Source organism: Streptomyces sp. NPDC046203 (assembly GCF_040646255.1).
In the GTDB taxonomy this organism is placed as follows: Bacteria; Actinomycetota; Actinomycetes; order Streptomycetales; family Streptomycetaceae; genus Streptomyces.
In genome coordinates this window covers 186,773-202,529 of the sequence record NZ_JBEYZX010000003.1, presented here as the reverse complement: position 1 = coordinate 202,529, position 15,757 = coordinate 186,773, and the positions used below count along the sequence as shown (strand labels likewise).

Annotated in this window: 11 protein-coding genes and 1 pseudogene; 8 read left to right on the top strand and 4 right to left on the bottom strand. The window is 72.8% G+C overall.

The features are described from left to right. Positions 1-58 precede the first annotated feature (58 nt). Positions 59-664: a GNAT family protein gene (locus ABZ990_RS04165; RefSeq protein ID WP_361224893.1), complete on the top strand. Its 606-nt coding sequence runs from the start codon at positions 59-61 to the stop codon at positions 662-664. A gap of 95 nt (positions 665-759) precedes the next feature. Here ABZ990_RS04165 and ABZ990_RS04160 read toward each other — a convergent pair whose 3' ends face one another. Then, complete coding sequence (locus tag ABZ990_RS04160) at positions 760-1,170, bottom strand: peptidoglycan-binding domain-containing protein (RefSeq protein WP_361224890.1); 411 nt, start codon at positions 1,168-1,170, stop codon at positions 760-762. A gap of 132 nt (positions 1,171-1,302) precedes the next feature. Beyond that, a complete protein-coding gene (locus ABZ990_RS04155; protein WP_361224888.1) occupies positions 1,303-2,358 on the bottom strand; it encodes an AraC family transcriptional regulator in 1,056 nt (351 codons plus the stop codon). 390 nt (positions 2,359-2,748) lie between these two features. Here ABZ990_RS04155 and ABZ990_RS04150 point away from each other — a divergent pair, with 390 nt between their 5' ends. Further along, positions 2,749-2,934 (top strand): hypothetical protein, encoded by a 186-nt coding sequence (locus ABZ990_RS04150; RefSeq protein WP_361224885.1) that lies wholly within the window; start codon positions 2,749-2,751, stop codon positions 2,932-2,934. Positions 2,935-3,005: 71 nt separating this feature from the next. Then, on the top strand, positions 3,006-6,047 hold the full coding sequence (locus ABZ990_RS04145; protein ID WP_361225096.1) for an AAA family ATPase: 3,042 nt from the start codon (positions 3,006-3,008) through the stop codon (positions 6,045-6,047). A 75-nt stretch (positions 6,048-6,122) separates the two neighbouring features. Here the strand turns inward: ABZ990_RS04145 and ABZ990_RS04140 are convergent. After that, positions 6,123-6,287: pseudogene (locus tag ABZ990_RS04140) on the bottom strand (DUF6191 domain-containing protein); the annotation flags it as partial. A gap of 148 nt (positions 6,288-6,435) precedes the next feature. Between ABZ990_RS04140 and ABZ990_RS04135 the strand changes: the two are divergent. After that, a complete protein-coding gene (locus ABZ990_RS04135; protein WP_361224883.1) occupies positions 6,436-7,026 on the top strand; it encodes a hypothetical protein in 591 nt (196 codons plus the stop codon). A 197-nt stretch (positions 7,027-7,223) separates the two neighbouring features. Here ABZ990_RS04135 and ABZ990_RS04130 read toward each other — a convergent pair whose 3' ends face one another. Further along, the gene (locus tag ABZ990_RS04130) at positions 7,224-8,225 is read right to left on the bottom strand and encodes an aldo/keto reductase (protein ID WP_361224880.1); all 1,002 of its coding nucleotides are present in this window, start codon (positions 8,223-8,225) and stop codon (positions 7,224-7,226) included. Between the two features lie 74 nt (positions 8,226-8,299). Here ABZ990_RS04130 and ABZ990_RS04125 point away from each other — a divergent pair, with 74 nt between their 5' ends. The 4 genes from ABZ990_RS04125 (at position 8,300) to ilvN (ending at position 15,664) form a co-directional block, all read left to right on the top strand. Continuing rightward, positions 8,300-9,262: a 2-hydroxyacid dehydrogenase gene (locus ABZ990_RS04125; RefSeq protein ID WP_361224878.1), complete on the top strand. Its 963-nt coding sequence runs from the start codon at positions 8,300-8,302 to the stop codon at positions 9,260-9,262. Between the two features lie 611 nt (positions 9,263-9,873). Then, positions 9,874-13,017, top strand: a complete 3,144-nt coding sequence (locus ABZ990_RS04120; protein WP_361224875.1) for an EAL domain-containing protein — start codon at positions 9,874-9,876, stop codon at positions 13,015-13,017. 233 nt (positions 13,018-13,250) lie between these two features. After that, positions 13,251-15,098, top strand: a complete 1,848-nt coding sequence (locus tag ABZ990_RS04115) for an acetolactate synthase large subunit (RefSeq protein ID WP_361224872.1) — start codon at positions 13,251-13,253, stop codon at positions 15,096-15,098. Between the two features lie 38 nt (positions 15,099-15,136). Beyond that, on the top strand, positions 15,137-15,664 hold the full coding sequence (gene ilvN, locus ABZ990_RS04110; protein WP_361224869.1) for an acetolactate synthase small subunit: 528 nt from the start codon (positions 15,137-15,139) through the stop codon (positions 15,662-15,664). The last annotated feature ends 93 nt before the right edge of the window (positions 15,665-15,757 follow it).

Genomic DNA, 15,757 nt, shown 5'->3' with positions numbered 1-15,757 from the left:
GCCGTGCGAAGATCCCCGCGCGACAAGTGACCCTGATACAGCCGGAGGAAAAACAAGGATGTTCGCGATATCGCTGGGTGACGACGGTGCCGAGCTGACCCCGCTCCAGCCTTGGCAGGCGGAGGAGTTCTTCGCCCACATCGACGGCTCCCGCGCGTTCATCGGTGCCCACATCGGGATGCCCGACGCCGTCTCCGACCTCGCCGCCGCCCGGGCTTTCCTGCGGGCGTACGCGCAGAAGAGCGTCGACGACGCGGGGTACCTCTACGGCATCCGCCTCGACGGCCGGCTGGTCGGCGGTCTGATGTTCCGGACCTTCAACACCACCAACGAGACCGCCGAGGTCGGCTGCTGGGTGGAGGAGTCCGCCACCGGGAAGGGCCTGGTCACCCGCGCCTGCCGGGCCATCATCGACTGGGCTGTGGAACAGCGCGGCATGCACCGCATCGAGTGGGTCGCGCCGTCCGAGAACACCCCCAGCCTCGCCGTCGCCCGCCGTCTCGGCATGAGCCGCGAGGGAGTGCTGCGGGAGCAGTACCCGTACCGGGGCAAGCGCGCCGACATGGAGGTCTGGTCGGTCCTGGCCCACGAGTGGCGGGCGGCGAAGGCGGCCGCCGCTACGGACACCGGGGCGGAAGCCGGGGCCGGGGTGACCGCGAGCTGAACGGCCGGCGAGGCCGGAGCCCCTTCTCCATGGGCTCCGGCCTCGCCGTTCCTGTCATCCGCTGCCGGACCGTCCCCCTCGGCCGGACGGTCGGATCAGAAGTTCGACGGGACGTAGTTGTAGCAGTAGTTGGTGCCGCCGTAGTACTGGTCGCCCTCGATCAGCAGCCAGCCGCCGGTGCTCTTGCCGACGATGCCGTCCGGCGTGAGGTTGAAGGGCGCGGTGCCCTGGTACCACTTGACCCAGCTCTTGGTGTTGGGGCCCCACTGGCCGTCCTCGGTCAGCGGGCGGCCGTGGCCCAGGCCCTCGGCGACGTCGTTGAGGAGATGCTGCACGCACCACACCCCGTGCGTGTTGTTGGCGTAGCCGTCGCCGATGTAACCGGCGCTCGTGGACGCCTGCGCCTGCGTCATGGTGCCGACCGTGAGGAGCGCGACCGCGGCCGTGAGGCCGGCCGCCTTCGCCGCGGTGGCCCGGAGCAGACCCTTGCGCGTCTTCGTTGCCATGGAGACCGTGTCCCTTCCGTCTGTCTGGTTGTCCGACTGTCTGGTTGTCGGATTCGTTTGCCGGGCGGAGCGGCGTGGCCGCCGCCCGACGGGAACCAGACTGTCCCGGGCCGTGATCCCCGGACTATCCGCTCAGGGGCCGGAGCCCGGCGCGTTTGCGGATAGCGGGGGCCGGCCCCGTGAGGTATCCGAGGGCAGCCGGCCGTACGCCCGCCGGTACTCGGCGCTGAACCGGCCGAGGTGGGTGAAGCCCCAGCGGCAGGCGACCTCGGTGACCGAACCGGTGGCCCGGCCCTCCGCGATGGCCGTCAGCTCGTGATGGACACGGTCGAGCCGGACCCGGCGCAGATACGCCAGCGGTGTGGTGTCCAGATGGGTCCGGAACCCTTCCCGCAGGGTCCGTACGCCGACCCGGGCCGCCCGCGCGATGTCGGAGACCGAGACGGCCTCGTCCGCGTGCTCCGCGCAGTAGGCCGTCGCCCGGCGCACGGCGCTCGGCAGCATCGCCGTCGCGCCGCCGCCGGTTGAGGCACCGGCCGCCCCGCCGCCGGCCGCCGCGCCGCTCCAGGAGTGCGGCTGGACGTCCAGCAGGGTGTCGGCCAGGAGGCGTTCGAAGTGCCGTACGCCCAGGTCGGAGTGGTGCGCCAGCGGGGAGGCGACGAACAGCCGGAAGGCGTGGACGAGCGCCAGCCAGGAACATACGGCCGGGTCCGCCGGGTCGAGCTGGTGCCGGTGGAACCGCAGCGGCCCGGTCGGTACGTCCCCCAGGCGTACGGTGAGCATCTCGTCCACGATCCGCCGGGACAGCGACAACGCCCCGTTGACGGCCCGGGGGTCCCACTCCATCGACACTACGTCCCCGGGCCCGGCGACGGACAGCGGGGAGGTCAGCGCCGTGCCGTTGACGGTCACCACCCCGCCGCCGGCCTGCGGCAGGATGACGTTGTAGAAGTCGGGAAGTTCCCTCACCAGCAGCCGCACCGGGGTGCCGTAGGCGAGGTCGTACAGTCCCACCGGGCCCTCGTGGAAGGCCCGGAACCGGCCGGGCAGCCGCTGCTCGCCCAGGACCGTCAGCCGGTGCGGCGACAGCCGCCCGCCCACGATCCGGCGCAGCTCCTCGATGTCCCCGCCCTCGTAGATCGGGACCGGACCCCCCGTACCGGCCCCGTGCGCCGGTGCGGCGCTCACCAGGCTCGCCAATTCCCACCCCCGTAGTGATCGGATCCCGTGCGCGCCGCCCACGCGGAGGCCGCCGCCCCACTGTGGAGCCCGAGGGGCGGCGGGGCAAAGGAGATCGGGGCGGTGGGCGATCGGCGTGTCGCACATCATGACGAACCGTCAGATTTGGCCTGGGGCGAGGGAGTACGGCCGGTGCGGCGTCCGGAGCGGCTTCGTAAGGCCCTCCGTACACGCCCCAGGGCTTCGTAAGGCCCCCCAGGCATGCCCTAAGGACCTGCCTACGCCGAACATGCGGCACCCTCCCGATGCGACCGCACCCCCTCGGCGAGCAGAGTGGAGACATCGCAAGGGGCACCACCAGAAACGGCGAACAGCCCCGAAAAACCAGAGGAGATGGCCATGTTCACGTACGAACTCCACCGCGCCCAGCACGCCGAGCTGGTCCGCCAGGCCGACACCCGCCGCCTCGCCCGGGAAGCCGCCCGGGCCACCCGGAGCGCCGCCCGCGCCGGCCGCCGCAGCGGACGCCAGGAAACGGAGGGGCGGGTGAGCACCCTCGCCGACCGCTTCGCACGCGCCGCGTGAGCCGGGCCGGCCACGTGAGCCCGGCCGGCCGCGTGAGCGGTGGCCCGAGCGCGGGGGCGGTCGCCTGTGCGATGCTCGGCGCCGTGGAGACCAGGTCAGTCAGCCCCGTGTTCGTCGGCCGGGCGAGCGAACTCGCCGCCCTCACCGAGGCGCTGCCCCGCGCCGGCGCGGGAGAACCGCAGGCGCTGCTCGTCGGCGGCGAGGCGGGCGTCGGAAAGACCCGCCTCATCGAGGAGTTCACCCGCCTCGCCACGGACCGGGGCGCCGTCGTCGCCGTCGGCGGCTGTGTGGAGATCGGCGCGGACGGACTGCCGTTCGCGCCCTTCTCCGCCGCCCTGCGCGCCCTGCGCCGCGCGCTGCCCGCCGAGTTCGACACCGCCGCCCGCGGCCAGGAGGGCGAACTCGCCCGACTGCTCCCCGAGATCGGCGACCCGACCGGACACGACCCCGCCGCCGAGGACGCCACCGCCCGCCTCTTCGAGCTGACCGCACGGCTCCTCGAACGCGTCGCCCAGGACCACACCGTCGTCCTCGTCCTGGAGGACCTGCACTGGGCCGACGCCTCCACCCGCCATCTGCTCGCCTACCTCTTCCGCACCCTCGCCCGGGGCCGGATCGCCGTCGTCGCCACCTACCGCTCCGACGACATCCACCGCCGCCACCCGCTGCGGCCCCTGCTCGCCGAACTCGACCGGCTGCGCTCCGTCCGCCGCGTCGAACTCGCCCGCTTCACCCGCGCCGAGGTCCACCGCCAGCTCACCGGCATCCTCGCCGCCGAACCCGACCCCGCCCTCCTCGACGCGATCTTCAGCCGCTCCGACGGCAACGCCTTCTTCGTCGAGGAACTCGTCGCCTCCGAGGCGTGCGGCCGCACCGTCGGCTCCCTCAGCGACTCGCTGCGCGACCTGCTCCTCATCCGGGTCGAGACCCTCCCCGAGACCACCCAGCAGGTCGTCCGCACCGTCGCCGAAGGCGGCTCCACCGTCGAGTTCGGCCTGCTCGCCGTCGTCACCCGACTGTCCGAGGACGCCCTGATCGAGGCGCTGCGCGCCGCCGTCGGCGCCAACATCCTCGTCCCCGCCCCCGACAGCGACGGCTACCGCTTCCGGCACTCCCTCGTCCGCGAGGCCGTCGGCGACGACCTGCTGCCCGGCGAACGCTCCCGGCTGCACCGCCGCTACGCCGAAGCCCTGGAAGCCGACCCCGCTCTGGTCCGCGCCGACGAACGCGCCAGCCGGCTCGCCACGTACTGGTACCACGCGCAGGACGCCGCCCGCGCCCTGCCCGCCGTCCTGCGCGCCTCCGTCGAGACCCGCAAGCGTCACGCGTACGCCGAACAACTCCGGCTCCTCGAACGGGCCATGGAACTCTGGGACACCGTCCCCGACGAGGTCCGCGGCGCGCTGCGCCCCATGGACTACGCCGAGTCGTACCCCGCCTGCGGCTGCGACCCCGAACACACCCCGCTCACCTACCTCGACCTGCTCGCCGAGGCCGCCGTCGCCGCCCGGCTGTCCGGCGCCCGCGAACGCGCCCTGAAGATCGGCCGGACCGCGCTGCGACTCCTCGGCGGCGAGGAGGCGGACGACCCGCTGCGCGCCGCCTGGTTCCACGTCGAGCGGGCCCGCCTCGAATCCCAGCTCGGCCGGGGCGACGGCTGGGCCGAGATCAGCCGCGCCCAGGAACTCGTCCGAGGCCTGCCGCCGTCCGCCGTACACGCCCTCGTGCTCGCCATCGCCGCCGGCTGGGGCATGCTCCGTCTGCCCGGCTCGGAATCCCTCGCCGCCGCCGAACGCGCCGTCGAATACGCCCGATTGGTCAAGGCCGAGGGAACCGAACTCACCGCCCGGCTCACCCTCGGCACCATCATGGTCGCCGCCGGGGACACCGAGGCCGGACTCGCCGAGATGCACGCCGTACGCGAACGGACCACCGTCCTCGGCCAGTTGCACGAGGCCGCCCGCGCCTACATCAACATCTCCTCCAGCCTCGAAGGACTCGGCCGCTCCCGGGAGGCCGTGAAGGTCGCCACCGACGGGATCGCCTTCGTCCGCGCCCACGGCCTGCTCGAATCCGGCGGCTGGATCCGCGCCAACCTCGTCGAGTCGCTCTTCGCGCTCGGCGAGTGGGACCGCGTCCAGGAGGAGTCGGAACTGCTGCTGCGCACCGCCGCCGCGTCCTCCAAGCCGGGCGGCACCGCCCTGCTCCAGCTCGCCCGGCTGGCCCTGCTGCGCGGCGACACGGCGACGGCCACCGCCCAGGTCGCCGAGGCCCGCACCCGGTACGGCACCGCCCACGACCCCATCCCGCAGTACACCCTGCCCACGACCCGGGCCGCCGTCGCCGTCGCGGCCGTCGAGGGCCGGATCGAAGAGGTACGGGACGGCCTCGCCGCCGCCGTCGAGAGCGGCTTCCCGCCCGGCACCCACCGCTACGGATGGCCGCTGCTGCTCGCCGCCGCCGTCGCCGAGGCCGACCTCCGGGGCCTGCCGGCCGCCGACGAGGGCCGGGCCGACGCCCTCGAACGGATCCGCCGCTGCCTGCTGAGCCTGGCCGCCCCGCACCCCGTCTGGCAGGCGTACTCCCTCTACGTCTCCGCCGAACTCGCCCGCGCCGAGGGCCGCGACACCGCCGCCCGCTGGACCGAGGTCGCCGCCGCCTTCGCCCCCCTGGACCGGCCCCACGAGCTGGCCCGCGTCCGCTACCGGCTCGCCGACGCCCAGCTCGCCGAAGGCGGCCGGCGCGACGAGGCCGCCGCCCTGCTCCGCGACGCCCACACCACCGCCGTACGCCTCGGGGCGCAGCCGCTGCGCGAGGACACCGAACTCCTCGCCGCCCGGGCCCGGCTGGCCCCGCTCACCGGCGAACCGGCCGCGCCCGCCGCACCCGAGCCGGGGCAGGACGACACCTTCGGGCTCACCCCGCGCGAACAGGACGTGCTGCGGCTGGTCGCCGAGGGCCGCACCAACCGGCAGATCGCCGAGACCCTCTACATCTCACCGAAGACGGCCAGCGTCCACGTCTCCAACATCCTCGCCAAGCTCGGTGTCTCCGGCCGGGGCGAGGCCGCCGCGCTGGCGCACCGGCTGCGGCTTCTGGAGAGCCCGGTCTGATCCCGGAGTTGGTCCCCGATCCGATCCTGGTCCCGGCTCGGGCTCCGGTTCCGTAGCCCCGGCCGGGGCGGGACCGGCCGGGGCCGGGATCCGTATCGTCACCTTGCCCGAGGCGAGATCTATCGGGCCCCGGTACGGATCGGCGTCACCCAGATCCTCCCGGGTGAGCGCCAGACGCTGCCGCTCGTCGTCCGTGTGCTTGCGACCGGGAGCGAAGAACTCCTCCGCGACGTTGAACATGCTTCCTCCCACCGCACCGGCTACCAGGAGTGCCTACCGCGTGAAGAACGCCCGGGGCCGCCCGGGGAGTTCCGTTCCCGCGAGGGGTCCTCGCCGCACTCCGAAACCCGCAGGCAGGGGCCGGGGACGGCGTGCGAGGGTGGCACGCATGGGCAACTCGCGGGCTTATCCGGTTCTCCGTACCACCAGCGCCGAAGAGGCATGGGCGCAGGCACTTCGCCTGAACGCCCTGCTGGAGGAGCGGGACGACGAGGTGATCCTGATGGCCGATCTGCTGACCGTCGAGGACGCGCGGCGGATGGCCGCGGTGCTGCCCGACGCGGAATTCGACTACGAGGAGCCCCGGACGGACCCGGCGACGGGTGACTTCCTGACCTTCGGCCTGGACATCGGCACCGCGGAGCACTCCGCCCTGGAGAAGGAACTTCCGCTGTCCTTCCTTCACTGCGTCGCACCGGGCACCGTGGAGCGCCGGTTCGTGGAGGCGGTGGGCCGGGGCATCGCCTCGATCGGCTTGCGGGGCAGGTGGCCCGAGGATCCGGAGACGGATGCGTACGGCTGCTCGACGTACGACGGCGTGGAGGTCCTCTTCAACTGCGACGACGTGAACTGGTTGCGGCCAAGCGATCGCCACACGGTGTTCGTTCACGTCGACAAGCGGGGCGATCTTCCCCGGGCCGAGAGCCTCGCCGCGTATCTCGGCAGCACCGTGCTGGGGGAGTCCCAGGGCGGGTGGTGAGGCAGGCGTACAGCCGGCCGTTCCGGTACGCGAGATCCGGCGGCCCGCCCTCGCCGTCCCACCCCCGGCCGTCCCGCATCACCCCCTGAACCCCACCGAGTGAAGCGTGATGTTCCCCGGGTCCGGAGACAGCGGGGCCACCGCACCCCGAACCCCGCACCCCGAACCCCGAACCCCGCGCCCCCTCCCATCTCCCGTCAGTCCCAGGAGCCCCGGGGCACCGGCAGTGCCGCGATCTCCGCGAGATCCGCCGCGTCCAGGACAAGCTCCGCCGCGCGCGCGTTCTCCACGGCCCACGACTCGCGCTTGGTGCCCGGGATCGGGATCACGTGCCGCCCCTGGGCGAGCACCCAGGCGAGTGCCACCTGCGCCGCGGTGACCCCGGCGCCGTGCCGGGCCGCGACCCGGCGCAGGCCCGCCGGCAGCGCCTGGTTCGCGGCCATCATCTCGGCCGTGAACCGGGGGTGCCGGGCGCGCGGGTCGTCCGCCTCGAAGCCGACGCCCGGCGTCAGCGTGCCGGTGAGAAAACCGCTGCCCAGCGGCATCGCGGCGAGGAACCCCACCCCGCGCGCCGCGCACCAGGGCAGCAGCCGTTCCAGGGCCTCCGGCGACCACACCGACAGCTCGGCCTCGACCGCGCTGACCGGGAAGACCTGCTGGATCCGCTCCAGTTGGCGGATCGTTCCGGCATGGCCGCCGCCGAGGGTGCGCCGGCGGGTGGTCCGTGCGCCGACCGCGCACAGCCCGAGCGCGCGGACCTTGCCCGCCCGGACCAGATCGGCCATGGCGCCCCAGGTCTCCTCGATCGGCACCTCGGGGTCGGCCCGGTGCAGTTGGTAGAGGTCGATCACATCCGTCTGGAGCCGCCGCAGCGAGGCGTCGCAGGCCCGCCGGACATAACCGGGCCGGCCGTTGGCCACCACGTGCTGATCGCCCACGAGCAGCCCGCACTTCGTGGACACGAAGGCGTCCGCCCGGCGCTGCCGCAGCACCCGGCCCAGCAGCAGTTCATTGGTGAAGGGCCCGTACATGTCGGCTGTGTCGAGCAGGTTCACCCCGGCGTCCAGCGCCGCGTGCACCGTCCGCAACGAGAGGTCGCCACGCCGCTGGGAGGCGCTGTACGCCCAGTTCATCGGCATGCATCCGAGGCCCACCGCACCCACACCGAGCGCCGTCGCCCCGATCGTCCTGCGCTCCACTTGCCGGTACCCCTCCCTGTGCCTCCCCCAAAGTAACCAATGAGGTGCGGGATTCTTCGCATAGCCTCCCGGTCATGACTGTGCATGAGACTCCCTTGGACGTATGGCTTCCGATTCCCGCCGACGAGATCGACGGACTCCCCGAACCGGGCGTGTCCGGCCTGAACTACCTTTTCTGGGACGGCGGACCGGATCTTCCCGGTGATCCGGCGAACTGCGCCTTCTATGTCGTGCCGTACATGAAGGGCGAGAAGATCGCGGTGCGCCCGCTGTCCGGGATGAGCCGGGTCCGCGTCGTGCAGACGCTGTCGGCCGGCATCGACCATGTGACCCCCGGAATCGGATTGCTGCCGTCCGGCGTCCGGCTCTGCAACGCGAAGGGCGTCCACGAGGCCAGCACGGCCGAACTGACGCTCGCCCTCATACTCGCCTCGCTGCGCGGCATCCCCGGCTTCGTCCGAGGTCAGGACGCGGAGGAGTGGCGGTCCGGCTTCTACCCCGCCCTCGCCGACAAAACAGTTCTGATTGTTGGGTACGGCTCCATCGGCGCCGCGATCGAGGACCGGCTCACGCCCTTCGAGTGTGCGCGGGTGGTACGCGTCGCACGTTCCCCGCGCATGGGGGAGCACGGACCGGTGCACGCCCTGGACGACCTGCCGGAACTGCTCCCGCAGGTCGATGTCGTCGTGCTGTCCACGCCGCTCACCCCGCAGACCAGGCATCTCGCCGACGCGGCCTTCCTCGGCCGGATGAAGGACGGCGCGCTGCTCGTCAACGTGGCGCGTGGGCCGGTGGTGGACACCGAGGCGCTCCTGAAGGAGGTCGAGACGGGCCGGATCACGGCCGCCCTGGACGTCACCGACCCGGAGCCGCTGCCCGCCGGACACCCGCTGTGGCACGCGCCGGGTGTCCTGGTCACCCCGCATGTGGGGGGCTCCACCTCCGCTTTCATGCCGCGCGCCAAGCGGCTGCTCGCGGCCCAGCTCACCCGCTTCGCGGCGGGCGAGGAGCCGGTGAACGTCGTCCTCACGACCTGAGTTGCCCGATAGGGGGTGTCTTGGCGACCGTGCGAGCTGGGCATGATCGGCACGGCACCCCCCGCAGGGCGCTGCGACGGCGTGCGCCCCCGCGTGCGCATCGCGCCACCCCCAGGCCGTCACGGAGAGTGCTGCGACCCTGTCCCTGAGTGACGAACCTGGTGTATGGTCCCGGAGCGGGGGACTGCGTCGAGTACGAGCGGACGCTGGGGAGTGACGTGACGGGACATCAGATTCCGAGGGGGGCGACGGATGACGTACGGACGGACGACCGCCGGTCCGGTGCCGCGATGCCGCCGCCGGCCGCCCTCTCATACCGCATCGCCCTCCCGGCCCCCCGCGCGGCCGAGGGGGCGGGGACCTGTGTGTGCATCCGCCCCGCGGCGGGTGGAGCGCCGCCGCCCGGGGCCGCCGACGGCCCCGGTGACGCCGCCCGCGTGGACCGGGGCTGCGGCTGCGGATGCGGCTGTGGCTGCGCCGCGGGCGGTGGTCATGCCGCCCTGGCGTGGCCGGACCCGGAGGCGAGCCGCTCCGCGCTCAGTCGCGGTGTGCCCGCCCCGCGCGGCGGGCACACGGCCGCCGGAGCGGACGAGGGCGGCGGAGGCCAGAGGGTGCGGCAGCACCCGGGTGAGACGCGGGGGTGGGCGATGATCGCCGGGGCGCTCGCCGAAGGCACGGCCGGCACCAAGGGCGTGGTCGGCACGACCGGACACGCTCCGTGGATCGGCCACCCCGACCCCGACGACCGGTTCGGCCCGGCCGACTACCCCGACTTCACCGGCTTCACGGACTTCGCCGACCCGGCGGATCGCACCGGTCCCGCCGGTCGCACCGGTCACACGGGTCATGCCGATCGGTCCCGTGGCGCCGCTCACGAAGGCTCCGAAGGCCCCGAAGACCCCGAGGGCGTCGGCGGACCGCCCGGCAGGGCCGCCCGCTCCGCTCCCGGCCTCGGCACGGTGCTCGCCCAGATCGGCCTCGGGCTGATCTGCGGGGGATACGCGACCGGCGCGGCCCTCGGCTGGGGCTCGGCCGAACTGGCGGTCGTCATGGGCGACTTCGGACTGAGCGGCGCCGCGCTCGCCGCCACGGTCTCCTGCCTGCTCTACGCCCGCCTCCAGCACCCCCACCGGGGGGTCCGCCCCGCCTGGCTGCTCTTCGCCGTCTCCTCGTTCATGGCCGCCGTCGGCAACGGCGTCTGGGGCTGGTACGAGGTCGTCCTCGACCGCCCGGTGCCCAGCCCGTCCCTCGCCGACCTCTGCTTCTTACTCTTCGCACCGCCCGCCATCGTCGGCCTGCTCGTCCTCGCCCAACGGCCCCGTTCCCGGGCCGGATGGGTCTGCCTCGGCCTCGACTCCTGGCTGATCGGCGGCTCGCTGCTCACCCTGTCGTGGAGCCTCGCGCTCGCGCACACGGCCTATCTGCCGGGCGAGAGCGTCACCCGGGCCGCGCTCTCCCTCGCGTACCCGCTGCTCGACATCGTCCTGGTCAGCATGGTGCTCGCCCTGCACTTCCGCCGCTCGCACCTGAACCGCTCGGCGGTCAACACCGCCATCGCCGCCCTCGCGCTCACCGTGCTGTGCGACGCCCTGTTCACCTCGCCGCTGCTGCGCGAGCACTACAGCTCCGGCCAGCTCCTGGACGCCGGCTGGTTCGCCGGCTCCCTGCTCCTCGCCTACGCGCCCTGGGGCGCCCGCCGCGCCGCCGAGGCGCACCGCGCCCCCGTACCCCCGCCCGCCCCGCGGCCCCGCGGTCCGCGCAGCCGTCCGTTCGCCGCGCTCACCCCGTACCTCGCCGCCGCCGTCTGCACCCTGAGCATCCTGTACAACGTGGTCGAGGGCCGCCGGGTGGACCGGGTCGTCGTCCTCACCGGCTGCGCGGTCGTCCTCGCGCTCGTCGTCCGCCAGGCGATCATGCTGGTCGACAACATCGCCCTCACCCACGAACTGGCCCAGAAGGAGAACCACTTCCGGTCCCTCGTGCAGGGCTCCAGCGACGTCATCATGATCGCCGCGCCCTCCGGAGTGCTGCGCTACGTCAGCCCCGCCGCGGCCGGGGTCTACGGGCGCGAGGCCGAGGAACTGGTCGGCTCCGCGCTGGCCTCCCTCATCCACCCCGAGGACCTCGGCGCCGTCGTCCACGAGGTGCGCCGGTTCCTCGCCGCCGCCCCGGCCGAGGAGCCCACCACCCGCATCGAGTGCCGCTTCCGCTCCGGCGGCGGCAGCTGGCTCAACGTGGAGTCCACCGTCAACCGCCACCAGGGCGGGCTGCTCTTCAACAGCCGCGACGTCACCGAACGCGTCCGGCTCCAGGCCCAGTTGCGCCACAACGCCGAACACGACCCGCTCACCGGCCTGCCCAACCGGGCGCTGTTCACCGACCGGGTCCGCGGCGCGCTCAGCGGGCGGCGCGCCACCGACCCCGGCACCGCCGTGCTCTTCATCGACCTCGACGGCTTCAAGGCCGTCAACGACCGCCTCGGCCACCAGGCCGGCGACGACCTGCTCGTCCAGGCCGCTCACCGCCTCCAGGACTCCGTCCGCGCCGGGGACACCGCCGCCCGGCTCGGCGGCGACGAGTTCGCCGCGCTCATCCTCGGCGACGGCACCCACGACCGGTCCGCCCGCGAACACCGGGTCCACGAGATCGCCGACCGGCTGCGCGCCACCCTGTCCCAGCCGTACCGCGTCGGCGGCGGCGCCGAGGTGCGGGTCGCCGCCTCCATCGGCGTGGCCTTCGCCGACCCCGGCGTCGGCTCCGGGGACCTGCTGCGCAACGCCGACCTGGCCATGTACCGGGCCAAGGCCGCCGGAAAGAACCGGGTCGAGCTGTACGCCCCGCAGATGCAGGCCGAGGTGGAACGCCGTACCGAACTGGCCACCCGGCTGCGCACCGCCCTGCACGACGGCGAGTTCGCCCTGCTGCACCAGCCCGTGGTCGACCTCGCCACCGGCCGGATCGCCGCCGTCGCCGCCCAGGCCCGCTGGCGCTCCACCCAGGGCATCCTGTTCACCCCCGCCGAGTTCCTGCGCGCTTCCGACGACGGCGAACGCACCGCCGAACTCGGCCACTGGCTCCTGCGGGAAGCCGTCGAGCAGGCCGCCGACCGGGTGAGCAGCGGCCACCGCACCCCCGTCACCGTCCGGCTCACCGCCCGCAGGCTGCTCGACCGGTCCATGCCGCTCGGCACCGTGGAAGCCCTGCTGACCCGGCACAAGCTGCCCTCCGGCGCCCTGATCGTCGAGCTCGCCGACTGCGACCCCCAAGGTCCCAGGGACGTCCGGGACCCCCGGGTCGCCTTCGCCGAACTGGAACAGCGCCTGGCCGCCCTGCGCCGCCTCGGCGTCCGGATCGCCCTGGACGGCTTCGGCAGCGGACACGCCGCCATCGACGCCCTGCGCGGCCTCCCCGTCGACATCCTCAAGATCGACCACAACCTCGTCGAGGGCATCGTGGAATCGGCCAGACTGCGCAAGATCACCAGCGGTCTGCTGCGGATCGCCGGCGATCTCGGGATGCAGTCCGTCGCCGAGGGCGTGGACCAGCCGGAGCAGGTGCTCGCCCTGCGCGCCATGGGGTGCACCCACGCCCAGGGCGCCGCCTTCGCCGGCCCGCTCGACGAGTACCGGCTGCGCCGTGCCCTGGTCAGGGGCGGCTACCCGCTGCCGGTGGCGGCGGAGGCGGGCGTCCCCGTGACCGCCGGAAACGGACCCTCGCTGCGCTCACATGATGAGACGCCCATCCCACCCACTTGACAGTAACCGTGCGCCGGGGGGAGGGTCAGTGACATGCGCACCCGAATTCTCGTACTTGGACAGCGCGTCGGTTGAGGAGGGCCTGCGAAAGGCCCCCTGACACAACACCGACGCGCTCCCCTCGCTTGCCTCCGGGCACGAGGGGTTTTTTGTTGCACTGGCTCACCCCGAAGTCGTCTCAAACCCCCGTAAGACACCTCGCACAAACCCTCTGCTTCGAGAAGAGATTGCTGATGACCGAGCAGGCCACCGGGCACCATCCGCAGCCGCGGACCCGTCACGGCGCACCGACCGCCACCCCCGTCGAGCACGTCACGGGTGCGCAGTCCCTCATTCGCTCTCTCGAGGAAGTAGGGGCCGACACCGTCTTCGGCATTCCGGGCGGAGCGATCCTGCCGGCGTACGACCCGATGATGGACTCGCGGCGGGTGCGCCACATCCTGGTCCGTCACGAGCAGGGCGCGGGCCACGCCGCCACCGGCTACGCCCAGGCCACCGGCAAGGTCGGCGTCTGCATGGCCACCTCCGGCCCCGGCGCCACCAACCTGGTCACCCCGATCGCCGACGCCCACATGGACTCCGTCCCGCTGGTCGCGATCACCGGTCAGGTCGCCTCGCACGCCATCGGCACCGACGCCTTCCAGGAAGCCGACATCTGCGGCATCACGATGCCGATCACGAAGCACAACTTCCTGGTCACCCGCGCCGAGGACATCCCGAAGACGATCGCCGAGGCCTTCCACATCGCCTCCACCGGCCGCCCGGGCCCCGTCCTCGTCGACATCGCCAAGGACGCCCTCCAGGCGAAGACCACCTTCAGCTGGCCGCCGCAACTGGACCTGCCGGGCTACCGCCCCGTCACCAAGCCGCACGCCAAGCAGATCCGCGAGGCCGCCAAGCTGATCAGCGCCGCCAAGCGGCCCGTCCTGTACGTCGGCGGCGGTGTCATCAAGGCCGGCGCGACCGCCGAGCTGAAGGTGCTGGCGGAGCTCACCAACGCCCCCGTCACCACCACCCTGATGGCGCTCGGCGCGTTCCCCGACAGCCACCCGCTGCACGTCGGCATGCCGGGCATGCACGGTTCGGTCACCGCCGTCACCGCGCTGCAGAAGGCCGACCTGATCGTCGCCCTCGGCGCCCGCTTCGACGACCGCGTCACCGGCAAGCTGGACAGCTTCGCCCCGTACGCCAAGATCGTCCACGCCGACATCGACCCGGCCGAGATCGGCAAGAACCGCGCCGCCGACGTCCCGATCGTGGGCGACGCCCGCGAGGTCATCGCCGACCTGGTCCAGGCCGTCCAGGCCGAGCACAGCGAGGGCAACAAGGGCGACTGCACCGCCTGGTGGAGCGACCTCGCCCGCTGGCGCGAGACCTACCCGCTCGGCTACGACCTGCCGAAGGACGGCAGCCTGTCGCCGCAGCAGGTCATCCAGCGGGTCGGCGAACTCGCCCCCGAGGGCACCATCTTCGCCGCCGGCGTCGGCCAGCACCAGATGTGGGCCGCCCACTTCATCGGCTACGAGCAGCCCGCCACCTGGCTCAACTCCGGCGGCGCCGGGACCATGGGCTACGCCGTCCCCGCCGCCATGGGCGCCAAGGCCGGCATGCCCGAGCGCACCGTCTGGGCGATCGACGGCGACGGCTGCTTCCAGATGACCAATCAGGAACTCACCACCTGCGCCCTGAACAACATCCCGATCAAGGTCGCCGTCATCAACAACGGCGCGCTCGGGATGGTCCGCCAGTGGCAGACCCTGTTCTACAACCAGCGCTACTCCAACACCGTCCTGCACTCCGGCCCCGACAACGTCGACCCGGCGGCCAAGGGCACCCGCGTCCCGGACTTCGTCAAGCTGTCCGAGGCCATGGGCTGTGTCGCGCTGCGCTGCGAGGACCCGGCCGACCTCGACCGGGTGATCGCCGAGGCGAACGCCATCAACGACCGCCCCGTCGTGATCGACTTCATCGTCCACCAGGACGCCCAGGTCTGGCCGATGGTCGCCGCCGGCACGTCCAACGACGAGGTCATGGCCGCCCGCGGGGTGCGCCCCGACTTCGGCGACGGCGCGGACGACTGACGGCAGAGCGAACCGGAAGACAGGAAGAGATCCCCACCATGTCCACCAAGCACACGCTCTCCGTCCTGGTCGAGAACACCCCCGGCATCCTCGCCCGGATCGCCGCCCTGTTCTCCCGACGAGGCTTCAACATCGACTCGCTCGCGGTCGGTGTCACCGAACACCCCGACATCAGCCGCATCACCATCGTGGTCAGTGTCGAGGACCTGCCCCTTGAGCAGGTGACGAAGCAGCTCAACAAGCTGGTCAACGTCCTCAAGATCGTCGAACTCGAGCCCGGCGCCGCGATCCAGCGCGAGCTCGTCCTGGTGAAGGTCCGCGCCGACAACGAGACCCGCTCCCAGATCGTCGAGATCGTCGAACTCTTCCGCGCGAAGACCGTCGACGTCTCGCCGGAGGCGGTCACCATCGAGGCCACCGGTTCGGGTGACAAGCTCGAAGCGATGCTCAAGATGCTGGACCAGTTCGGAATCAAGGAACTCGTCCAGTCCGGCACCATCGCCATAGGGCGCGGCGCCCGGTCCATCACCGACCGGTCCCTGCGGGCCCACGACCGCAGCGCCTGACCCTCCCGCAGCACCCGGCACGACCGCCGCGTGTCATGCCGTCAAAAGGCCCCGGCCGCCCCCTCATCGGGCGGCCGACCAGGCAAGACCCGG